The 20,497-nt window shown below is 34.0% G+C and carries 14 protein-coding genes; 10 read left to right on the plus strand and 4 right to left on the minus strand.

The window, feature by feature from the left end; genetic code table 11:
* The first annotated feature begins 104 nt into the window (after positions 1 to 104).
* Together BUA03_RS04315 and purL are read left to right on the plus strand one after the other, a co-directional pair.
* The gene (locus BUA03_RS04315; RefSeq protein ID WP_066078538.1) at positions 105 to 1,934 is read left to right on the plus strand and encodes an endonuclease; all 1,830 of its coding nucleotides are present in this window, start codon (positions 105 to 107) and stop codon (positions 1,932 to 1,934) included.
* Between the two features lie 92 nt (positions 1,935 to 2,026).
* The gene (gene purL / locus BUA03_RS04320) at positions 2,027 to 5,737 is read left to right on the plus strand and encodes a phosphoribosylformylglycinamidine synthase (RefSeq protein ID WP_066078535.1); all 3,711 of its coding nucleotides are present in this window, start codon (positions 2,027 to 2,029) and stop codon (positions 5,735 to 5,737) included.
* 254 nt (positions 5,738 to 5,991) lie between these two features.
* Here the strand turns inward: purL and BUA03_RS04325 are convergent, their stop codons facing one another.
* Both BUA03_RS04325 and BUA03_RS04330 read right to left on the minus strand, forming a co-directional pair.
* Complete coding sequence (locus tag BUA03_RS04325; protein ID WP_066078532.1) at positions 5,992 to 6,942, minus strand: NAD(P)H-dependent flavin oxidoreductase; 951 nt, start codon at positions 6,940 to 6,942, stop codon at positions 5,992 to 5,994.
* Between the two features lie 221 nt (positions 6,943 to 7,163).
* Complete coding sequence (locus BUA03_RS04330) at positions 7,164 to 8,087, minus strand: LysR family transcriptional regulator (RefSeq protein WP_066078528.1); 924 nt, start codon at positions 8,085 to 8,087, stop codon at positions 7,164 to 7,166.
* 432 nt (positions 8,088 to 8,519) lie between these two features.
* Between BUA03_RS04330 and BUA03_RS17045 the strand changes: the two genes are divergently transcribed.
* The 8 genes from BUA03_RS17045 (at position 8,520) to BUA03_RS04365 (ending at position 16,420) form a co-directional block, all read left to right on the plus strand.
* Positions 8,520 to 8,654, plus strand: a complete 135-nt coding sequence (locus BUA03_RS17045; protein WP_262489197.1) for a hypothetical protein — start codon at positions 8,520 to 8,522, stop codon at positions 8,652 to 8,654.
* Positions 8,655 to 8,888: 234 nt separating this feature from the next.
* Positions 8,889 to 9,164 (plus strand): hypothetical protein, encoded by a 276-nt coding sequence (locus BUA03_RS04335; RefSeq protein WP_066078525.1) that lies wholly within the window; start codon positions 8,889 to 8,891, stop codon positions 9,162 to 9,164.
* 3 nt (positions 9,165 to 9,167) lie between these two features.
* A complete protein-coding gene (locus tag BUA03_RS04340; RefSeq protein WP_066078521.1) occupies positions 9,168 to 10,004 on the plus strand; it encodes a DUF6671 family protein in 837 nt (278 codons plus the stop codon).
* 6 nt (positions 10,005 to 10,010) lie between these two features.
* Entirely contained in the window at positions 10,011 to 10,967 is a 957-nt protein-coding gene (locus BUA03_RS04345; RefSeq protein ID WP_066078519.1) for an L-threonylcarbamoyladenylate synthase, read from the plus strand.
* A 3-nt stretch (positions 10,968 to 10,970) separates the two neighbouring features.
* The gene (locus BUA03_RS04350; RefSeq protein WP_066078514.1) at positions 10,971 to 12,314 is read left to right on the plus strand and encodes a dihydroorotase; all 1,344 of its coding nucleotides are present in this window, start codon (positions 10,971 to 10,973) and stop codon (positions 12,312 to 12,314) included.
* Positions 12,315 to 12,388: 74 nt separating this feature from the next.
* Entirely contained in the window at positions 12,389 to 13,351 is a 963-nt protein-coding gene (locus BUA03_RS04355; protein WP_066078511.1) for a sodium-dependent bicarbonate transport family permease, read from the plus strand.
* 217 nt (positions 13,352 to 13,568) lie between these two features.
* On the plus strand, positions 13,569 to 15,344 hold the full coding sequence (locus tag BUA03_RS04360; protein WP_066078509.1) for an AMP-dependent synthetase/ligase: 1,776 nt from the start codon (positions 13,569 to 13,571) through the stop codon (positions 15,342 to 15,344).
* A gap of 20 nt (positions 15,345 to 15,364) precedes the next feature.
* Positions 15,365 to 16,420, plus strand: a complete 1,056-nt coding sequence (locus BUA03_RS04365; RefSeq protein ID WP_066078507.1) for a proline iminopeptidase-family hydrolase — start codon at positions 15,365 to 15,367, stop codon at positions 16,418 to 16,420.
* Between the two features lie 14 nt (positions 16,421 to 16,434).
* Here BUA03_RS04365 and BUA03_RS04370 read toward each other — a convergent pair whose 3' ends face one another.
* Positions 16,435 to 18,465, minus strand: a complete 2,031-nt coding sequence (locus BUA03_RS04370) for a UvrD-helicase domain-containing protein (protein WP_066078504.1) — start codon at positions 18,463 to 18,465, stop codon at positions 16,435 to 16,437.
* Positions 18,450 to 20,450 (minus strand): ATP-dependent nuclease, encoded by a 2,001-nt coding sequence (locus tag BUA03_RS04375; protein ID WP_066078499.1) that lies wholly within the window; start codon positions 20,448 to 20,450, stop codon positions 18,450 to 18,452. The genes BUA03_RS04370 and BUA03_RS04375 overlap by 16 nt, the downstream gene beginning before the upstream one ends.
* Between the last annotated feature and the right edge of the window lie 47 nt (positions 20,451 to 20,497).

Genomic DNA, 20,497 nt, shown 5'->3' on the forward strand with positions numbered 1-20,497 from the left:
ATACAATAAAAGTTATAAATTTGCGCAATTTCAGCAAAATAAAAATTAAAAATAAAGCATTATTGACTGAAAGTAACCCCAAACTAACCAAATAAAAGTACCCTATGAAAAAAATCTACTCTATTTTATTACTTCCTGTTGTAACAGCAGCGATAGCTCAAATACCAAGCGGCTATTACGCCACTTCGACTGGAACCGGCTACACCCTAAAAACGCAATTATACAACATTATCAAAGGACATACTGACCCCGGATATGCAGGATTGTATACGACGTATCAAACATCTGATAGGGATTATTACTATGAAAATGACGGCACCATTTTAGACATGTATTCTGAAAAGCCAGCAGGAACAGATCCTTACTCGTATACTGCAGGGACAACGCAAAGATGCGGTACTTATAGCGTAGAAGGCGATTGTTACAATAGAGAACATATCATTCCGCAATCTACTTTCAATTCCGCTGCCCCAATGGTTTCCGATGCGCATTTCATAACACCAACCGATGGAAAAGTAAACGGACAGCGTTCCAATTACCCTCATGGTCCAGTGACTTCTCCTACTTGGACCTCCTTAAATGGAAGCAAGCTTGGAGCCAGCACGCTATCTGGATATACAGGACCTATTTTTGAACCCATTAACGAATTCAAAGGGGATATTGCACGCATGTACTTTTATTTTGCAACCCGTTATGAAAATACTGTTGCAGGATATTCTTATGCTATGTTTAATAACTCAAGTAACCAAGTATTTACTACAGCATTTTTAAATTTACTGATTACTTGGCACAATCAAGATCCAGTTAGCGCCAGAGAAATAGCGCGCAACAATGCTATATTTGCAATCCAAAAAAATAGAAATCCTTACATTGACCATCCGGAATATGTACAAGCAATATGGAATCCAACGGCTGATTCCCAAGCTCCCACTGCTCCAGCTAACCTAGTATCTACTGCAAAAACAACGAACTCCATTTCATTAAGTTGGTCGGGGTCAATTGACAATACTGCTGTCACTGGATACAACCTATACCAAAATAGTGTTTTAAAAACTACAACAACTGGACTTACAACAACCATTACTGGATTAACAGCTTCTACTGCCTACTCCTTCTCTGTAAAAGCAAAAGATGCAGCTGGCAATCTTTCGCTCGCCAGCAACACATTGAATGTGACTACAAGTTCAAGCTCCACTGCAACCGATTTATTATTCTCTGAATACATAGAAGGTTCTTCCAATAATAAAGCGTTGGAGATTTCAAATGCAACGGGTGCTTCCATCAACTTATCAGTTTACAGCATCAAAAAACAAACCAATGGCGCAGGATCTTGGAGTACAGGATTAGCTCTAACGGGAACTTTAAATAACTTAAGTAAGTTCACCATTGTAAATAGTTTAATGGCATCCAGTTGTTACCCAATAAGCTCCGCTAATCTTTCAACTTCAGCAGGTGAAATGGCTTTTAACGGAAATGATGCTGTCGGCTTATTTAAAAATGGAATTCTTATTGATATTATAGGAACCTTTAACGGCGGAACTGCCAACTTTGCCGCTGATGCAACCATTCGAAGAAAAATTACCATCACCGCTCCATCAACAACTTTCAATAAAGCGGTACAATGGGACTCCTTTGCATCGGATACTTGTACTAATTTAGGAAGCCGTATCGTTGTCAAAGAACCTAAAGCAGCAACTGATGTAGCTATAAACGCAATTGCAATTTATCCCAATCCATCTAATGGAACTTTCTTTGTCAACAACGCAAATAGGATGTACTCCATTGCAGTTTATTCGCTTATTGGTCAAAAGATTTATGCAGAAGAAAATTGCACCAATTCAGAAATAAGGGTACCAAACATTGCAAAAGGCACCTACTTGGTTCGAGTTAGTATGGATTCGGATTCAGTTATAAAGAAATTAATAATCAACTAATTAAGAAAGCGGCAAATTTGCCGCTTTTTTTTTCTTTAAAATTTAATCTTAATTGACTAAATTTGCACCGCAATACAACAAACTACACAACAATGATCCATTTCTTTGAAAACCAAAGCAAAACTGTTTTTGCAGTATACACGAGCGAAAGCGAACTGACGAAGCAAACACAAAACGTCCCGACTGCGATCGGGATTTCGGCTCAAGACATTTCAAAACTAAACTGGCTTTTTGCCGACTCAAATAAAATTGAAAAATCCGTATTGACGGATTTTTTTGTTGGACCTCGTGCCACAATGGTAACCCCTTGGAGTACCAATGCTGTTGAAATAACGCAAAACATGGGTATTACTGGAATCATCCGGATTGAGGAATTTCATAGAGTAGCCGAAGATTTTACGGATTTTGACCCGATGCTTTCCCAAAAATATACGGAATTAAATCAGGAAATTTTCACGATCCGCGTGCAACCGCAACCTATTCTGAATATTGAAGACATTGATGGCTACAACAAGAAAGAAGGCTTGGCATTAAGTTCTGAGGAAGTGGAATACCTAGATAATTTAGCTGTAAAATTAAAAAGAAAATTAACCGATTCTGAGATATTTGGCTTTTCCCAAGCCAATTCAGAACACTGTCGTCATAAAATTTTTAACGGAACATTTGTTATTGATGGCGAAGAAAAAGAAACATCTCTTTTCAAATTAATCAAAAAAACATCTCAAGAAAACCCGAACGACATTGTTTCAGCATACAAAGATAATGTGGCTTTTGTAAAAGGGCCACGAGTGCAACAATTTGCTCCAAAAAGCGCTGATAAAGCTGATTTTTACGAAATCAAGGAATTTGATTCGGTTATTTCGTTAAAAGCAGAAACACATAATTTTCCAACCACCGTTGAGCCGTTCAATGGCGCTGCAACAGGTTCTGGCGGAGAAATTCGCGACCGTTTAGCAGGTGGACAAGGTTCGTTACCATTAGCTGGAACTGCAGTTTATATGACTTCATATTCTCGATTGGAAGATCAAGAATCTGTTCAGAGTAAACCTTGGGAACAAGGAATGGAAGAAAGAAAATGGTTGTATCAAACACCAATGGACATTTTGATCAAAGCCTCAAATGGAGCTTCTGATTTTGGAAACAAATTTGGACAACCGCTTATTACAGGTTCTGTTTTAACTTTCGAACATCAAGAAAACAATCGCAAAATTGGTTACGACAAAGTCATCATGCAAGCGGGAGGAATTGGATACGGAAAATTAGATCAAGCAATTAAGAAAAAACCACAAGAAGGCGATAAAATTGTTATCCTAGGCGGAGAAAATTATAGAATCGGAATGGGTGGTGCTGCGGTTTCCTCTGCAGATACTGGCGCTTTTGGTTCGGGAATTGAGTTGAATGCGATTCAGCGTTCGAACCCAGAAATGCAAAAACGGGCTGCTAATGCCATTCGTGGTTTGGTGGAAAGCGACCATAACCCCATTGTTTCCATTCACGATCACGGCGCTGGTGGACATTTAAACTGTCTTTCAGAATTAGTGGAAGAAACCGGTGGATTAATTGATTTAGATAAATTGCCTGTGGGCGATCCTACCCTTTCGGCAAAAGAAATCATTGGTAACGAATCTCAAGAAAGAATGGGATTAGTTATTGGTCAAAAAGATATTGCTTTGTTACAAAGAGTGGCCGATAGAGAGCGTTCTCCTATGTACCAAGTAGGCGATGTAACAGGCGACCACCGTTTTACTTTCGCTTCAAAATCTACTGCTGCTAAACCGATGGATTATGCTTTGGAAGATTTCTTTGGAAGTTCTCCAAAAACGGTAATGAATGATAAAACAATTACTTACAATTATCCTGCTTTAAAATATGATGTAAAAAATATTTCTACCTATTTAAAGCAAGTTTTACAACTAGAAGCCGTAGCCTGTAAAGACTGGTTGACCAATAAAGTGGATCGTTGTGTGGGCGGAAAAGTAGCCAAACAACAAACAGCTGGACCGTTACAATTGCCTTTGAATAATTGTGGTGTAATGGCTTTGGATTATCAAGGAATTGAAGGCATTGCGACTTCTATAGGTCACGCCCCTATTTCAGCTTTAATTGACCCTGTTGCAGGAAGTAGAAATGCGATTGCCGAATCATTATCGAATATTGTTTGGGCACCAATTAAAGGAGGTTTGGACGGTATTTCCCTTTCGGCTAACTGGATGTGGGCTTGTAAAAATGAAGGTGAAGACGCCCGTCTGTATGCAGCAGTAGAGGGTTGTTCGGATTTTGCAATAGAATTGGGAATCAATATTCCAACAGGAAAAGATTCGCTTTCGATGAAACAAAAATATCCAAATGACGAAGTGATTGCGCCGGGAACGGTAATTATTTCGGCAGGTGGGAACTGCATCGATATTAGAAAAGTAGTAGAGCCAGTTCTTCAAAAAGACGGTGGTTCTATATATTACATCAATTTATCGCAAGACGAATTCAAATTAGGAGGCTCTTCCTTTGCACAAACCTTGAACGCCATTGGAAATGAAACACCAACAATCAAAGATGCGGCTTTCTTTAAAAATGCGTTCAACACCATCCAAGAGTTAATTTTAGACAATCAAATTCTTGCAGGACACGATATAGGAAGCGGTGGTTTGATTACTACGTTATTGGAAATGTGCTTTGCCGATGTGAATTTAGGTGCAAAAATAGATTGCTCTGTTTTTGAAGAAAAAGATAGCGTTAAATATTTATTCTCTGAAAATATCGGAATCGTTTTCCAAGCGAAAGATAATTCTACTATCGAAGCTAAATTAAACGCTACTGGAGTTGCTTTCTATAAATTAGGAAATGCTACGACCGAAGCCACTCTGGATCTTGGATCTTACAAATTAGATATTATAAAATATAGAGATATTTGGTTTAAAACTTCCTTTTTGTTGGACCAAAAACAATCTAAAAATGGAATGGCTCAAGTGCGTTTCGATAACTATAAAAACCAACCATTACAGTTTACATTCCCTAAACACTTCACTGGTAAATTACCTGTCACTTCGGGTGCAGCCGAGAGACCAAAAGCAGCTATCATTCGTGAAAAAGGAAGTAATTCTGAGCGTGAAATGGCAAATGCAATGTACTTAGCTGGTTTTGATGTCAAAGACATTCACATGACTGATTTGATTTCAGGACGTGAAAACTTAGAAGACATTCAGTTCATTGGAGCTGTTGGAGGTTTCTCTAACTCTGATGTTTTAGGTTCAGCTAAAGGTTGGGCTGGAGCTTTCAAATACAATGAAAAAGCGAATACTGCCTTGAAAAACTTTTTCAAAAGAGAAGATACGTTATCTGTGGGGATTTGTAACGGCTGTCAATTGTTTGTTGAATTGGAATTAATACATTCAGAGCACGAGCAAATGCCAAAGATGTTACACAACGATAGTAACAAACACGAAAGTATTTTTACATCCGTAACAGTACAGGAAAATAAATCAGTACTATTGTCTAGTTTAGCTGGAAGCACATTAGGCGTTTGGGTTTCTCACGGTGAAGGTAAATTTGAATTGCCATTAGGTGAAGAGCATTACAATATTGTAGCTAAATATGCTTATGAAGGCTATCCAGCAAATCCGAATGGATCTCACTATGATGTCGCGATGCTTTGTGATGTGACAGGCCGCCATTTAGTAATGATGCCGCACATTGAGCGTTCTACTTTTCAATGGAATTGGGCTCATTATCCAAAGGATAGAAACGACGAAGTTTCACCTTGGCATGAAGCCTTTGTCAATGCTAAGAAATGGATTGATAAGAAATAATTTTTTTTCAAAATACCAAAAGCGTTCTCGAAAGAGAGCGTTTTTTTATAGAAATATATTTGCACATTTAACACTAAACAATCCCAACTTGAAAAAAGGAAACGCAAAAGAGCACAAGGATTTTATTATATAAAGGATTTTTTACATTTTGTAACAATAAGCCTTCAGGATAAATATTGTGTTTCAATATACTTGGGAAAAGGTTGCGAGCAGTCTATCCAGTTTAAAATGGACACCCATCAAATGGTATAAAATCAAACCGTCAGTGTTTCAACAATTGCGGCAACGGGTCGTATTGCAACCGTGTTTTCGATGGTAGGACCAGCCACCCAAACTGTTTTGTAGGTCACTTCGGTAGCTGCTTTGGTAACGGCATTAGATCCTAAGAGATAGCGAATCATTTTTACCCACTTTTTCAGACTTTTATTCTTGCTCAAAGTTCTTTCGATCCAAGATTGCTTCGTTCCCACTTTTTGAACGTAAGGTGTATTGATCACCGTGCAAGGTGTGCCAGATATTTTCTCAGTTAGAACAATATCTTTAGCACCATAATCAACGCAAGCTTGTTTGTACTCTTCAGAAACACCTGATTCGATTGAGGCTATAAATGGACTACCTACAGATACGCCTACTGCACCATACCGTAACATTTGATCTAAATCCGTTTTATTACTCACGCCACCTGCGGAAATAACTGGCAATGTCGTGTTCACATTCAACTCCTTTATTAAATTTTCTGGCGAATGATTTCCTCTATGTCCTCCAGCCAAATTATTAACTGCAATTAAAGCATCGGCACCCAAACTTTCAACTTTTTTGGCGAAAGCCAAATCGGTAACATCACAAAAAACTTTGATTCCTACTTTATGTGCGGCACTAATAGTTTCTGCGGGTGAACCTAAAGAAGTGATTATAAAATCTACTTTCTCGGCGCATAAAACAGCTAATTGGTCTTTGTATTTTATATTGGATTTATTGACAATCAAATTATATCCAAAACTACCACCGGGAACTTTAGCAGCTCTAAGCTCCACAATTGAAGCGCGTAATTCCTCTAATGTTCTGTAATTTAAAGCGGGTATACAACCTGCCACACCTGCTTTCATTCCTTCAATTACCATTTTAGTATTCGAAACCAGAAACATGGGAGCCATTATCAGCGGTCTGTCAATGTTTAAAAGAGAGCTTAGCGTGGGCTTTATCATTACTTTAAATTTTAGTTGAAACAAATATAAGTAAACATACTATGCGTGCCTACTATTTACCGTTATATCATTCCAATGAAGGACTTACTAGTTCACAAAAATAAAACTGGTATCGTTTTAAAAAAGTATTTAAAACTAATTTGTACTTGTAAAACACTTTAACACTAGTACTATGAAACCTGTAAATCATTTATTATATAATTTGAAAAATGGCTTAAACACTAATAATGCTCGTACCAATTGAATTTTTCTTTAACAATATTGTCCTTTTCTTTATTCATATATTCTAAGAGTGCAGCAGCTACTGGACCATGTTTTTTTCCTTTTAGCCATATCAAACTCCAGGTTGTTTTAATGGGTAACCCTTTAAAAGGAATAATTTGCAGTTCCTGATTGGATAACTCATTTTTGATTCCAATCAAAGGCATAATAGAACATCCTAATCCTGCTATCACCGCTTGCTTGACTGCTTCATTAGAAGTAAGTTCCATTTTTTTTTGAATAACAACAGCATTTCGCTCGATAAAACGTTCCATGGTTTGGCGCGTGCCAGACCCTTTTTCCCTATAAATTAGCGGAATATCTTTGAATATCTCATTTAAATTTGTAGCCCGTTTAAATTCTGTTTTAGAATCACCGACCAAATATAATTTATTTTGAAGCAAATCTAATTTTTCAATATTTAAAGTCGTAGGTAAAACAGACACCAAGGCAAAATCTACTTCATTTTTTTCCAAACTAGTAATCACTCCACTTTTATTGGTTACATCCATTTGCAATTCGATGCCGGAATGTTCTTTGATAAAATCTGCTAAGAAGAATGGCATGATATATTTGCCTGTCGAAACAATAGAAATTTTTAACCGGCCAGTTAATTGCCCCTTGTACGCCATCGTTTTAAAATTAATGGCCTCGACTTGATTTATTATTTTTTCTGCAACCTCAGCAATTTCATTTCCAAAATCGGTCACATACAACCTTCTACCTACCACTTCGGTTAAGGGAATGTCAAATTGATCTTGAAAATTTTTGAGCTGAATAGATACCGCAGGTTGTGTTAGGTGCAACTCTTCGGACGCTTTTGTGACGCTCTGCGTTTTTACAACCTTTAAAAATATCTGAAGTTGATGTAAAGTATAATTCATAAATTTATTTAATGATTAGTATTGCAAATATAAATAAAAATTTATGAACAAAAATACTCAAATTTGCTGTTATAAAAGAGGCGACTCTTTTACATAGACAACAAAGTATTTTAGTACGATTATTTTTGAAATGAAAAACAAAAAATTATAAAAAAGGAATTGCCGCACGCAGGCGTGCGCTGGAATTTGCTCTATACCATTTACTTTTCTAATATTTTGAATTAGTAACCAAATAATAGGATTTTAATGATGCATGTAGGTGCTTATGACATTCGCTTAACTTTTTGAAAAATTATAAGTTAAGCGAAGTAATTCCACTTCATAAAGCAAAATAACCTTAAAAATCACAAATCATAAAAAAATTAGTATTGCAAACCATAGCGTTTACGCCACTTGACAATTCTCTTGCGTACTGCTACTTTTCCATAAAAAATGAGACTAACAAAATCAACTTTTAAAATAATGCTCTGGACTGCCGTTTTAATTTCAGCTCTAGTAATCACCATATTAATTGACGAGTTACTAGCTACGCAGCTTTCACAATCAAAAATTATTATTGCCCTGTAACTTTATTATCAATTCTATCAATTAACAACAAATAAATCCCACGATAAAACATGAAACTAACACGATCTTTTTTGATGCTAATGCTCTGGACTACGGTTTTAATTATAGCTATAATGAGCACAATTCAGCTTGATGATTTAATATTGAGCGAACTATCTTATGGCATAATTTTCATAGCGCTATTAAACCTTATTCGTTTACCATCCTGTAACACTATTAAACCAATTTTCACAAATGGAAAAAATCCAAAAAATTCAATTGACTAAAGGGTCATTCACAAATGAAGAAGCCAAAGAAGTTTTATTTAATCTGATCAACACAAAAATTAATTTTCATAACCTCAAAAACTTTAGCTCTGATATACGATCAGGAACAGCTGACGAAGCGGGTTTAAAAAGAGTAATAGAACTCACGGAAGCGAAAGCAACTATAGATCAAATTATAAGTTACGCTACTAAAGAAAATCTAAAAATAAAAATAGATACTGATATTTTGATTACAATTGAATAACACATGTTCGCAGAAAGAAAGTTACTCATTGCCACTAAGCACGAGAAAGAAAAAGTAATAGCTCCCCTATTTGAAAAAGAACTAGGTGTTCACTGTTTTGTTATTTCAGACTTTGATTCGGATTTACTTGGAACATTCACTGGCGAAATAGAACGCAAGGACGATCCTATTACAACAGTTAGAAATAAATGCTTGACGGCCTTGGCGCTCACAGATTGCGACATGGTAATCGCTAGCGAAGGTTCCTTTGGACCTCATCCCTCCCTTTTTTTTGCTCACGCCAATGATGAAATAGTTCTATTCCTTGACAAAAAAAATAAGATAGAAATTATTGCCCGAGAATTGAGTCTCGAAACGAACTTTAATGGAGCTGAGATTAATACTGAATTACAATTAAGGGAATTTGCTGAAAAAGTGAATTTTCCTTCCCATGGTTTAATTGTAAAAAAAACAAAGGATGATTGTACAGAAGTTGAAAAAGGAATCACAGATTGGGAAACCCTAAACATCATTTTTCAAAAATTCATACAGCGATTTGGCATGGCTTACATTGAAACGGATATGCGGGCAATGTACAACCCAACCCGAATGAAAGTAATTGAGAAGGCTACCAAAAAACTCATCGAAAAAATACAATCTTGTTGCCCAGCATGCTTTACACCAGGATTTGGAATTACCGATGCTACACCAGGTTTACCCTGCGATTTGTGCCATTGTGCCACTCGATCAACTTTAAGCTATATTTACACCTGTCAGAAATGCTCTTTTACAAAAGAAGACAAATTTCCAAATAAAAAATTAACTGAAGATCCAATGTATTGTGATTTTTGCAACCCCTAATAAATTATGATTAGTAGTGATATTGAACTCGCTGTCGAACTTTTAAAAAAGGAAGACATCATTGGTTTTCCCACAGAAACGGTTTACGGTTTAGCAGGAAATATCTATAGTGAGAAAGCAATTGATACCATTTACCGCATAAAGCAAAGACCGTCATTTAACCCTTTAATTGTACACATTAAACAAATAGAGGATTTAAATAAAGTAGCCATAGAAATACCTGAATCTGCGAGAATTTTGGCAAAAATATTTTGGCCTGGACCACTAACCCTTTTACTAAAAAAGCATGAATCGGTCCCAAATCGCATAACTGCTGGAAAACCAACAGTTGCCGTTAGAATCCCAAATCATCCTGTTGCATTATCCCTTTTGCACAAGCTAGATTTTCCGGTAGCAGCGCCTAGTGCAAACCCATTTAGTTCTATTAGTCCAACTTCAGCGGAGCATGTTGAGAACTATTTTGGAGACGAACTCCCGATGGTTTTAGATGGCGGTGTATGCAAAGCAGGAATAGAATCAACAATTGTTGGCTTTCATAAGGATGAAATAATTATTTATCGCTTGGGAGCCATATCAAAAGAAGAAATTGAAAAAATTGTAGGACCTGTATCTCTTTTAAACAAAAACGAAAATGCGCCTGAAGCGCCTGGCATGTTGTCAAGACATTATGCGCCTAAATCAACTTTATTTCTAACAACCAACGTTTTAGATCAGATTAAGCTGTTTCCAAATAAAAAAATTGGATTATTACTATTTAAACAACCCGAAAAAGAGCAAGACGTTGCATGCCAAATTATTCTTTCTCCTTCTGGCAATTTTCAAGAAGCAACTTCAAAATTATATGCTTCACTGCATGAATTAGATAGCATGCAAATCGATATTATCCTTGCAGAACGTTTCCCAGATAATGGCCTAGGAAGAACAATTAATGATCGTTTGGAAAGAGCTGCCAAAAACATATAACTAATGAGGATTTTAATTAAAAATGCGACTATAGTCAATGAAGGTAAAATGAAAATTACTGATGTTTTGATTGTTGGAGAACGTATCGAAACCATTTCAAATGATATTACAGATAATGAAGCCCATATCATAGAGGCAGAGGGGTTATACCTTTTGCCAGGTATCATTGATGACCAAGTACATTTTAGAGAACCCGGGCTTACCCATAAAGCAACGATTTATTCAGAATCTAAAGCAGCAGCAGCGGGCGGTATTACCTCATATATGGAAATGCCAAATACGATACCAAATACCTTAACCCAACAATTGCTGGAAGACAAATACACCATTGCTTCTCAGACTTCCTTAGTCAATTATTCCTTTTTTATGGGAATCAACAAAGACAATTTAGAAGAAGCCTTGAAAACGGACACTGAAAATGTCTGCGGTATTACTGATGATGGACTTTATTTTAATAATGACGAAGGCATTCTGGCAAATTACCCCGATTTTTTAGAAAAACTCTTTTCAAGATCAGAAACACTTATTGCCCTGCACAGTGAAGATGACGCTATCATCAAAAGAAATACCGAATTGTACCGTAAACAATATGGTGCCGACATTCCTTTTGATTGTCATCCCAAAATAAGAAACGAGCAAGCTTGTGTGACCGCTACAGAACGAGTATTGAAAATCGCTCGAAAACACAACAACAGGCTGCATTTATTTCATATTTCGACTTTGGCAGAAGCCAATTTATTAGACAATACAACGCTAATTACTGAAAAGCGAATCACAGCAGAGGCCTGTATTCATCATCTTTGGTTTTCAGACCAAGATTATCAAAAATTAGGTTCTAAAATAAAATGGAATCCCGCTATAAAAACAGAACACGATAAAGATGGTCTCTTACAATCCCTTTTAGAAAATAGATTAGACATCATTGCAACCGATCATGCACCACATACCATCAAAGAAAAATCAGGCAACTATTTTGAGGCTATGTCTGGAGGACCATTAGTGCAACACGCTTTGCCTGTAATGCTAGAATTATTCCATCAAGGAAAGATTAGTTTAGAGAAAATCGTAGAAAAAATGTGCCACAATGTTTCCCTGATATATAGAATTAAAGAAAGAGGATACATACGCGAGGGCTATTATGCTGATTTAGTTCTAGTAGACATTAACAACTCTTGGACCGTAACTCCAAATAATATTCTTTACAAATGCAAGTGGTCGCCTTTTGAAAATCAAGTGTTTAAAAGTAAAATTTTAAAAACAATAGTCAATGGAACAATCGTATTTAATAATGGAGATTTTAACGAGTCAAAAACGGGAATGAGATTGAAGTTTTCTAAAATCAGATAGCATTTTAAATATCTTAAATAGAAGTAAACCAATACAACGTAAAAGTAGCAACGAAATCCCACTAATCAAAAAACATGAACCTTAATTTATTAATTGAAAATCTAACAAATCCGGCATTACTATTTTTTGTACTGGGAATCATAGCAGTATATTTAAAAAGCGATTTAGAAATACCACCCAATTCCTCTAAATTTATTTCGCTTTACCTACTTTTCTCCATCGGGTTTAAAGGGGGTCAGGAATTATCACATGAAGTATTCACGAGCGAAATTATTTGGTCCATGCTGTTTGGAATTTTTATCTCCTCCACGATTCCAATCTATACTTTTTTCATTCTTAAACGAAAATTGAGTGTTTTTGATTCTGGTGCTATTGCTGCGGCTTATGGATCCGTTAGTGCAGTTACTTTTGTCACAGCAGTTTCTTTTTTGGAGTCCCAGCAATTAGCACTTCATGGCCACATGGTTGCCATAATGGCCTTAATGGAATCGCCTGCAATTATTATAGGTCTGGTTTTAATATCTTTTTTTAATAAAGACAAAACAACTACTATTGAAAAAAGTACCGTCCTTAAACATTCCTTAACAAACGGAAGTGTGTTGCTTATCCTTGGCAGTTTAGTGATTGGATTCTTAGCCAGTGAAAAACAAGCCCAAGGAATTGAGCCATTTACTAATGATCTATTTAAAGGATTTCTGGCTATATTTTTATTAGATATGGGAATAACGAGTGGTCGAAAACTCAAATCATTCTTTTCATTTGGATGGTTTCCATTTCTTTTCGCAATTTTGATTCCTTTATTTAATGGATGCCTATTTGCAGTTCTAAGCTCGCTGGTAACAACGGACATAACCAATCGTTTTATTTTTGCAGTACTAGCCGCAAGTGCCTCTTATATTGCGGTTCCCGCCGCAATGAAAATCACCGTTCCAAAAGCAAACCCTGGACTGTTTTTACCTATGGCTCTGGCGGTAACTTTTCCAATAAATATTACGATAGGATTGCCACTGTATTTTCTTATTGTCCAAAATTTTTAACCAATTTATAGCACTATTCCTGTTCAAGTTAACATTGCTTTACTAATCATATATATCGGAACGTTTTTACATTTAAAATCAATCTGTTAGGCCGTTACAGACGAAAACGATTTCGCTGCTTTTCAATAATCCATGAAAGTTTTGCGATATAAATTCTGATTTATTAAATTTATCCTTATTTTTTTTTTAATTTGCAAACAAATCCAATATTTTTATAATGACAAATATCACTCGCCTCTTTGATTTCCCTTATTATCAGCAAGAAAAGTACAATTCTATTCCAGATGCTTTAGTAAGCAGGCAGAATGGTGAATGGATAAAAACATCTACGCAAGAATATATTGCCAAAGCCAATGCGATATCGCGAGCACTATTAAGAATGGGAGTGCAAAAGAATGATAAAATTGCAATCATCTCCACTAATAATAGAACGGAATGGAACATTATGGATATTGGTATTTTACAAACGGGAGCCCAAAACGTCCCTATCTATCCAACAATTTCTGAAGAAGATTATGAGTATATCCTAAATCATTCTGAGGCTGTTTATTGCTTTGTATCGGATGCGGAAGTGCTTCGAAAAGTAAATTTGATTAAGGATAAAGTGCCTTCTCTTAAAGATGTATACTCATTTAATGAAATTGAAGGGTGTAAAAACTGGAATGATTTATTGATTCTAGGCGTAGATACGGGAAATCAAGATACCGTTGAAGAACGAAAAAACGATGTAAAAACCGAAGATTTAGCAACAATTATTTATACTTCCGGAACAACAGGTAGACCTAAAGGGGTCATGCTTTCTCATAAGAATATTGTGTCTAATGTTTTGGATAGTGCAACTAGAATTCCATTTGAAGCTGGGAGAAGTCGTGCTTTGAGTTTCCTACCTATTTGTCACATTTTTGAAAGAATGATCTTGTACTTATACCAATATTATGGCGTTTCAGTGTACTTTGGAGAATCAATTGAAAAAATTAGCGATAATTTAAAAGAAGTTAAACCAACAGTTATCACGGCTGTTCCAAGGCTTTTGGAAAAAGTGTACGATAAAATTTATGCAAAAGGAACGGAATTAACTGGCATCAAGAAGAAACTCTTCTTTTGGGCGATTGACTTAGGACTAATCTATGAGCCGTATGGTAAAAATGGATTTTGGTATGAGTTCCAACTTAAAATTGCACGAAAACTAATTTTTAGTAAATGGAAAGAAGGCTTGGGCGGAAACCTTGATTTAATGGTTTCTGGAAGCGCGGCATTGCAACCTAGATTAGCACGGATTTTTGCTGCAGCCGAAATCCCAGTTATGGAAGGATATGGTTTGACCGAAACTTCTCCGGTGATCTCCGTTAATGATCTTAGAAATCATGGTTTTAGAGTGGGAACAGTAGGGAAAGTTATTGATAATGTAGAAGTCTTAATAGCCGAAGATGGTGAAATTCTTTGTAAAGGTCCAAACGTTATGATGGGCTATTTTAAAGACGAAAAATTAACTAATGAAGTCATTACAGACGGTTATTTTCACACAGGAGATATTGGAATATTTGACCAAGACGGTTTTCTAAAAATCACGGACCGCAAAAAAGAAATGTTCAAAACTTCTGGAGGAAAATATATTGCACCACAGCTAATTGAAAATACAATGAAGCAATCTCGCTTTATTGAACAAATCATGGTGATTGGGGATGGACAAAAAATGCCCGCTGCATTTATTCAACCTAGTTTTGAATTTATCAAGGAATGGGGTGTTATTCACGGAATCGATATTGGAAAAAGCAATGAAGAAATAATTGGAAACGAAAAAGTAATCGAGCGCATCCAACTCGAAGTGGATAAGTTGAATGAAAAGTTTGGGAATTGGGAAAAAATAAAACGATTTGAATTGACTCCAGATTTATGGTCGATAGAAGGCGGACAATTGACTCCAACGCTAAAACTGAAACGAAAAATTGTAATGGAGAAATACATCGATTTGTTCCACAAAATCTACAACTAGACCATATAAAATCGTCTGTTATGAAACTAAAAGTCCTGATTTTCGCCGTAATAAGTATGCTGTTCCTTTCTAATTGTCAGCAAAAGCCAAAGGACGATTCTATAAAAGCAAATTATTTAGATTTCTCCAAACGGGACGACCAACTCACAGGCGGAATTAAAATGATCCCGATAAAAACACCGAAAGGGACTTTTGAGGTTTGGACGAAGACTGTGGGCAATAATCCAAAAATAAAAGTACTGCTTTTACACGGCGGTCCTGGATTGACTCATGAATTGTACGAAGCTTTTGACGGCTATTTTCCTAATGAAAGCATCGAATATATTTATTACGACCAACTGGGTTCGTACTACAGCGACCAACCTAATGACAACAGTTTATGGACAAACGCTCGTTTTGTTGAGGAAGTGGAACAAGTACGCATCGCATTAGGTTTAGATAATTCTAATTTTTATCTAATGGGACAATCTTGGGGTGGCATTCTGGCTATGGAATACGCGTTGAAATACCAAAAAAACTTGAAAGGCTTGATTATTTCCAACATGATGGCAAGTGCTCCTGAATATAATGCGTACGCCCAAAATGTTCTAGCTCCACAAATGGATCCTAAAATCCTAAAAGAATTACAGGATATGGAGAAAAATAATGATTTTGATAATCCAAAATACAGCGAATTACTCTTTGAATACTATTACACAGAACATGTTTTGAGAATGCCACAAGCGCAATGGCCTGAATCCATAACCCGATGTTTCAAGCACATTAATCCTAACGTATATGTGTACATGCAAGGCCATAGTGAATTTGGCATTACTGGGAATGCGACTCTTAAAAATTGGGATATAAAAGACAGACTAAAAACGCTGACCGTTCCAACTTTAAGTATTGGTTCCAAATACGATACTATGGATCCAGAGCACATGAAATGGATTGCCAATGAAGTCCAAAACGGACGTTTCTTGTTTTGCCCTAACGGAAGTCATCTTTCGCAATACGATGATCCTAAAACCTATTTTCCAGGAGTTATTAAATTCTTGAAAGAGGTGGATAATGGGGAATTTAGGAAGGGTAATTAATCTTTAAAGATAATCTAAATTTTTTCAATTTCGAATCCCTCAAAAAAGTGTAATAATTGTTTCTCCTCTTCTTCATCAAAAACTAATCGAACACAAATCAAATTTTTAATGGTTCTTGAACAAGCAACATAAAAGAGTTTTTGATTTTTTAATTTTTTATTTAAATCTTCCTCATGAGTATCATAAATTGATCTGAAGTTATACTTATTCCAAAAATATTCATCCATAACAACCATTACATTTTCAATTCCAGAGCCTTTAGTTTTATGCATAGTTATATAATCTGAAACAACATTTTCATCAATATAATTGTAATAACTTAGAACTTCAGAGAATTTTAGTTTTGCAGAAAACAGTTTAATATAAAAAGTTTTCCTTTTACGATTTTTATCAAATTCTTCAAACTCTTCATCTGACACTAATGGATCTTTAACAATCATTTTAGCAGTTGTATTTCCACCATCATTATAAAAAATTTCTAATTGTTCAAACCTTTTGTTTGCTTTTAAGCTTTCAAGGAATGTATCTTTATTAGAAATATATTGTTTGTATGAATCAGATTTTCTTATCAGGTTGTTGTCAAATGCAAACTTTAAAACTCTATTAGCAGATTGAGTAGTATTTAACAATGTATCAAAAAATCTTTTTATTCTTATTTTATCTTTAACTGATTTTAATTCGAAACCACATTTCTTTAATTTTGCAAGTACAAAATTATAGTCTTTGTTTTTGTATGCAGAACAAAGTTCATATAAATCTATTAATTGAATCCTCTCTAATGTTTTTTCAATTTCTTCTTTAACTTCTGTATATCTGCCATTAAATATTTGATAAAGTATACTAAAACGTAACTCGCTTGAAATTGATTTATTGGTTAGCATCAATTTTTTAACTTCAGGATTATTAGTTGAAACTGTAGTTATCAATCCATTAAGAGTATCAAAATATTTATCTTTGTCTTCACTACTACTGAAAGCGTTTGGCTTCTTTCCATAAATAGAATAATACAATTTTACCTCTCCATTTCTATCATTAACAGTTTCTAAATCTTTTAAGGCTAATTCTTGTTTTAAACCATCATTCCTAATTCTGTTTATAAACTCAATAACTTTATCAGAACATCTAAAGTTATCTTCCTTTTCAATTTTAATTATTTTTTTTTCAGCTATTTCATGTTCTACATCTCCAATTCCATCATCATAAATTCCTTGCATAGAATCACCGAAAAAACCAATTGTTGTTTTATTATTCTTAGGTATTGAATTTAAAAAAATATCAACTATTTTTTCATTTGTATCTTGATATTCATCAATTAATATGAAGTCATATTTATCACTAACAATTTTTCCTAATAATTCATGTTTTTTAAAAAGTAAAGAAGTAATATGTAATAATTCATCATGTCCAAAAGATAATTCTTTAAAATTATTATAACGGGTTTCATTATATCTGACTTTGTTACAATCTAATGAATTAATTTCTGCTAAGATTATTTGATTTAATTTATCTACTTCCGTATTCAAATCATTATTGGATTTTATTGGCTCTTTGTCATATTCTCTCTTACCTATAACTTTAGAGGTCTTCTCTCCAGTTGTCGTAAATAGCATACCCGAATACTTTCCATATAATTTCTTAAACTTTTCATGCTCATTTTTATTATACTCTTTTTCATCATCACCAGTAATCAACGCTTCTCTTCTAATCTTTTCGACTTTAAAAATCTCAAAAATCACTTCATGTATATTTTTTTTGTATTCTTTTATTAAATCGTTTAAAAACGAGTGTATAGTCATTACAATGAAATTATTATTTTCTCCAATTCTTGTCTTTATTTCTTCAACTGCAACATTTGTAAGTGTTATACAAACCCCTTTTTTATCGGGATAAGTTTCAGTGATATATTCAAGAATTTGTTTTAAGGATTCAGTTTTTCCACTTCCTGCTCCACCTTGCAAAACAAAATTTTTAAATTCTTTTTCAGTATTTTGATTGTCATCAATAATCTGTTTTATCTGTCCTATTGGTCTTATTTTGCTATCCATTGTAATCCTTCTTTTATATATGATGGTGTTTTCCACTCAACTTTACCAATCAAAGCCAAAAATAGAAGTGATGAAGCAAATTCTGATTTACCATCTGATTTTAAAACCTTTTGGGTTAAATTATAAAAATCTGTAACTGAATCAACAAGTTCAGCTTTATGCTGAATTCCATTAATACCATCATCTTTATATTGTATAATTTCTTTTAAATTCAAACTAATAAATGAATCTTCAAAGCTTCTACCATGATATCCTAATTCTTCAATTTGATAAGCAATTTTTATATAATTAGAATCATCGTGTAGTGAATTCGACTTAAGTTTTTTAAACCATTCGGCAATTTCAGTAGTTTTTGTTTTTTCAGGTATATTTAAAAATTCTTTAATAGAATAATTACTCGTATTATCACCATCAACTACTGGGCAAGCGGGGTTACATAAACTTTCTTTTTTATCAGCCGTGGCAGGAGTTATTACTAATTTGGTAGTATCAATATCCGTAATAATTAAAGTCTTAATTTCTAAAAACTCCAAAAAGTGTTTAAATACTTTTGAATTAGCACCTACTTCAATTATTGAAATGTTTTGTGATGATATTTTGTTTTCTAGATCATTAACTGATTTGTCATATTGACTAATAAAATAAGGTAATAACATTTTTTCTGTAGTTCCTTCAATAAAAATAATTTTTTCAGCAAAGAAAAGTTCCGAAGAATATAAAGTTAAATATTGCTTCAAAAATTTAAAGTATTCTTCTTTTCCTTTATATTTAAGTTCTAAATCGATATAAAAATTTTTAATAGTAATATTTCCATCTTTGAGTTTAAAATAACGTAAATCAGAAAAATTACATTGAGAAACTATATGTGAAGAATGTGTGGAAATAAAAGTTTGTAAATTAACTTTTTCATTAATTTCTCTTATTATCTCTTGAATTTTTTGACTAAACACATATTGCATTTGAGGATGAGTATGTGCTTCAGGCTCCTCAATAAATAATAGATTGATATCCTTTTTATCATCTAAAAAGTATTTTCTCTTGACTTCAATTTGAAGCAATAAATAAAGAATATTTAAATAACCTAAACCGTTTAAATGTTCAGGGAGATTATTAGAACCGTCACCATAAACAATTTTAGAGTGATTTGTAAATAATTGTTTTGACTCTAAATCTGAAACAACTCTTAAATCCTTTATATCAAGAAATTTTTTAGCATTTGCTAAAAATGGTTCAAAGTGAATTTGATACTTATCATCTAAAGTAGAATCCATTGTAGTTATTGCCTCATTAATATCAAAAAAGTCAGCAGATGATTCTTTATGTTCTTTGTTAAAATACTGGGTTGTCATTTCTGATAAAGCTCTTTTCCCATTCCCTGTAGTCTCAGAGCTTGAAACATTTCTTTTCGCATGAATAACTTGAAAATTAATTAAGTTTCTAATTGAAGAAATATCTTTCTTAACCAAATTTTTTCTATTACCTACTTCTAAATCTGTGTCATTTTCAAAAACATATATATTCTTGTTGATTAAATAATCAGGTAAATTCTTTTCAATATATTTCTCTTGATTTTTTGTTACTTGTAACAAATCTTTAATTAGTTTATCTTTATCTATTGAACATTCAAATAGAATTTTTACAATATTTGTAGTAGGATCTAAATCTAAAATAAAATCAGATATATTCTCTAAAGAATCATTTGCGTCATACTTTATTTCAAGAATCATTTGAATAGATAAATCTTCACTAACAGTATTATCATCAATTTTATAAATTTTATTTCTCAAGGATGTGGAAAAATCATAAAAATTGAATTTAAAACTTTCATGTCTATAAAACTTATCAAAAAGCATTATAAATGAAGTTTTTCCACTATTATTTCTTCCAATTAAAAGAGACAATTCTTGTTTTCCATCTTCATTAAGCAAAAGAGTAGTATCCTTTAACAATCTGAAATTTTTTATTTTTATTTTACTAATAAACATAGTCTATACTTTAATTCCCTCAAATATAACTATAATAAACTACTTAC

This window comes from Flavobacterium fryxellicola (assembly GCF_900143245.1).
GTDB classification, from domain to species: domain Bacteria; phylum Bacteroidota; class Bacteroidia; order Flavobacteriales; family Flavobacteriaceae; genus Flavobacterium; species Flavobacterium fryxellicola.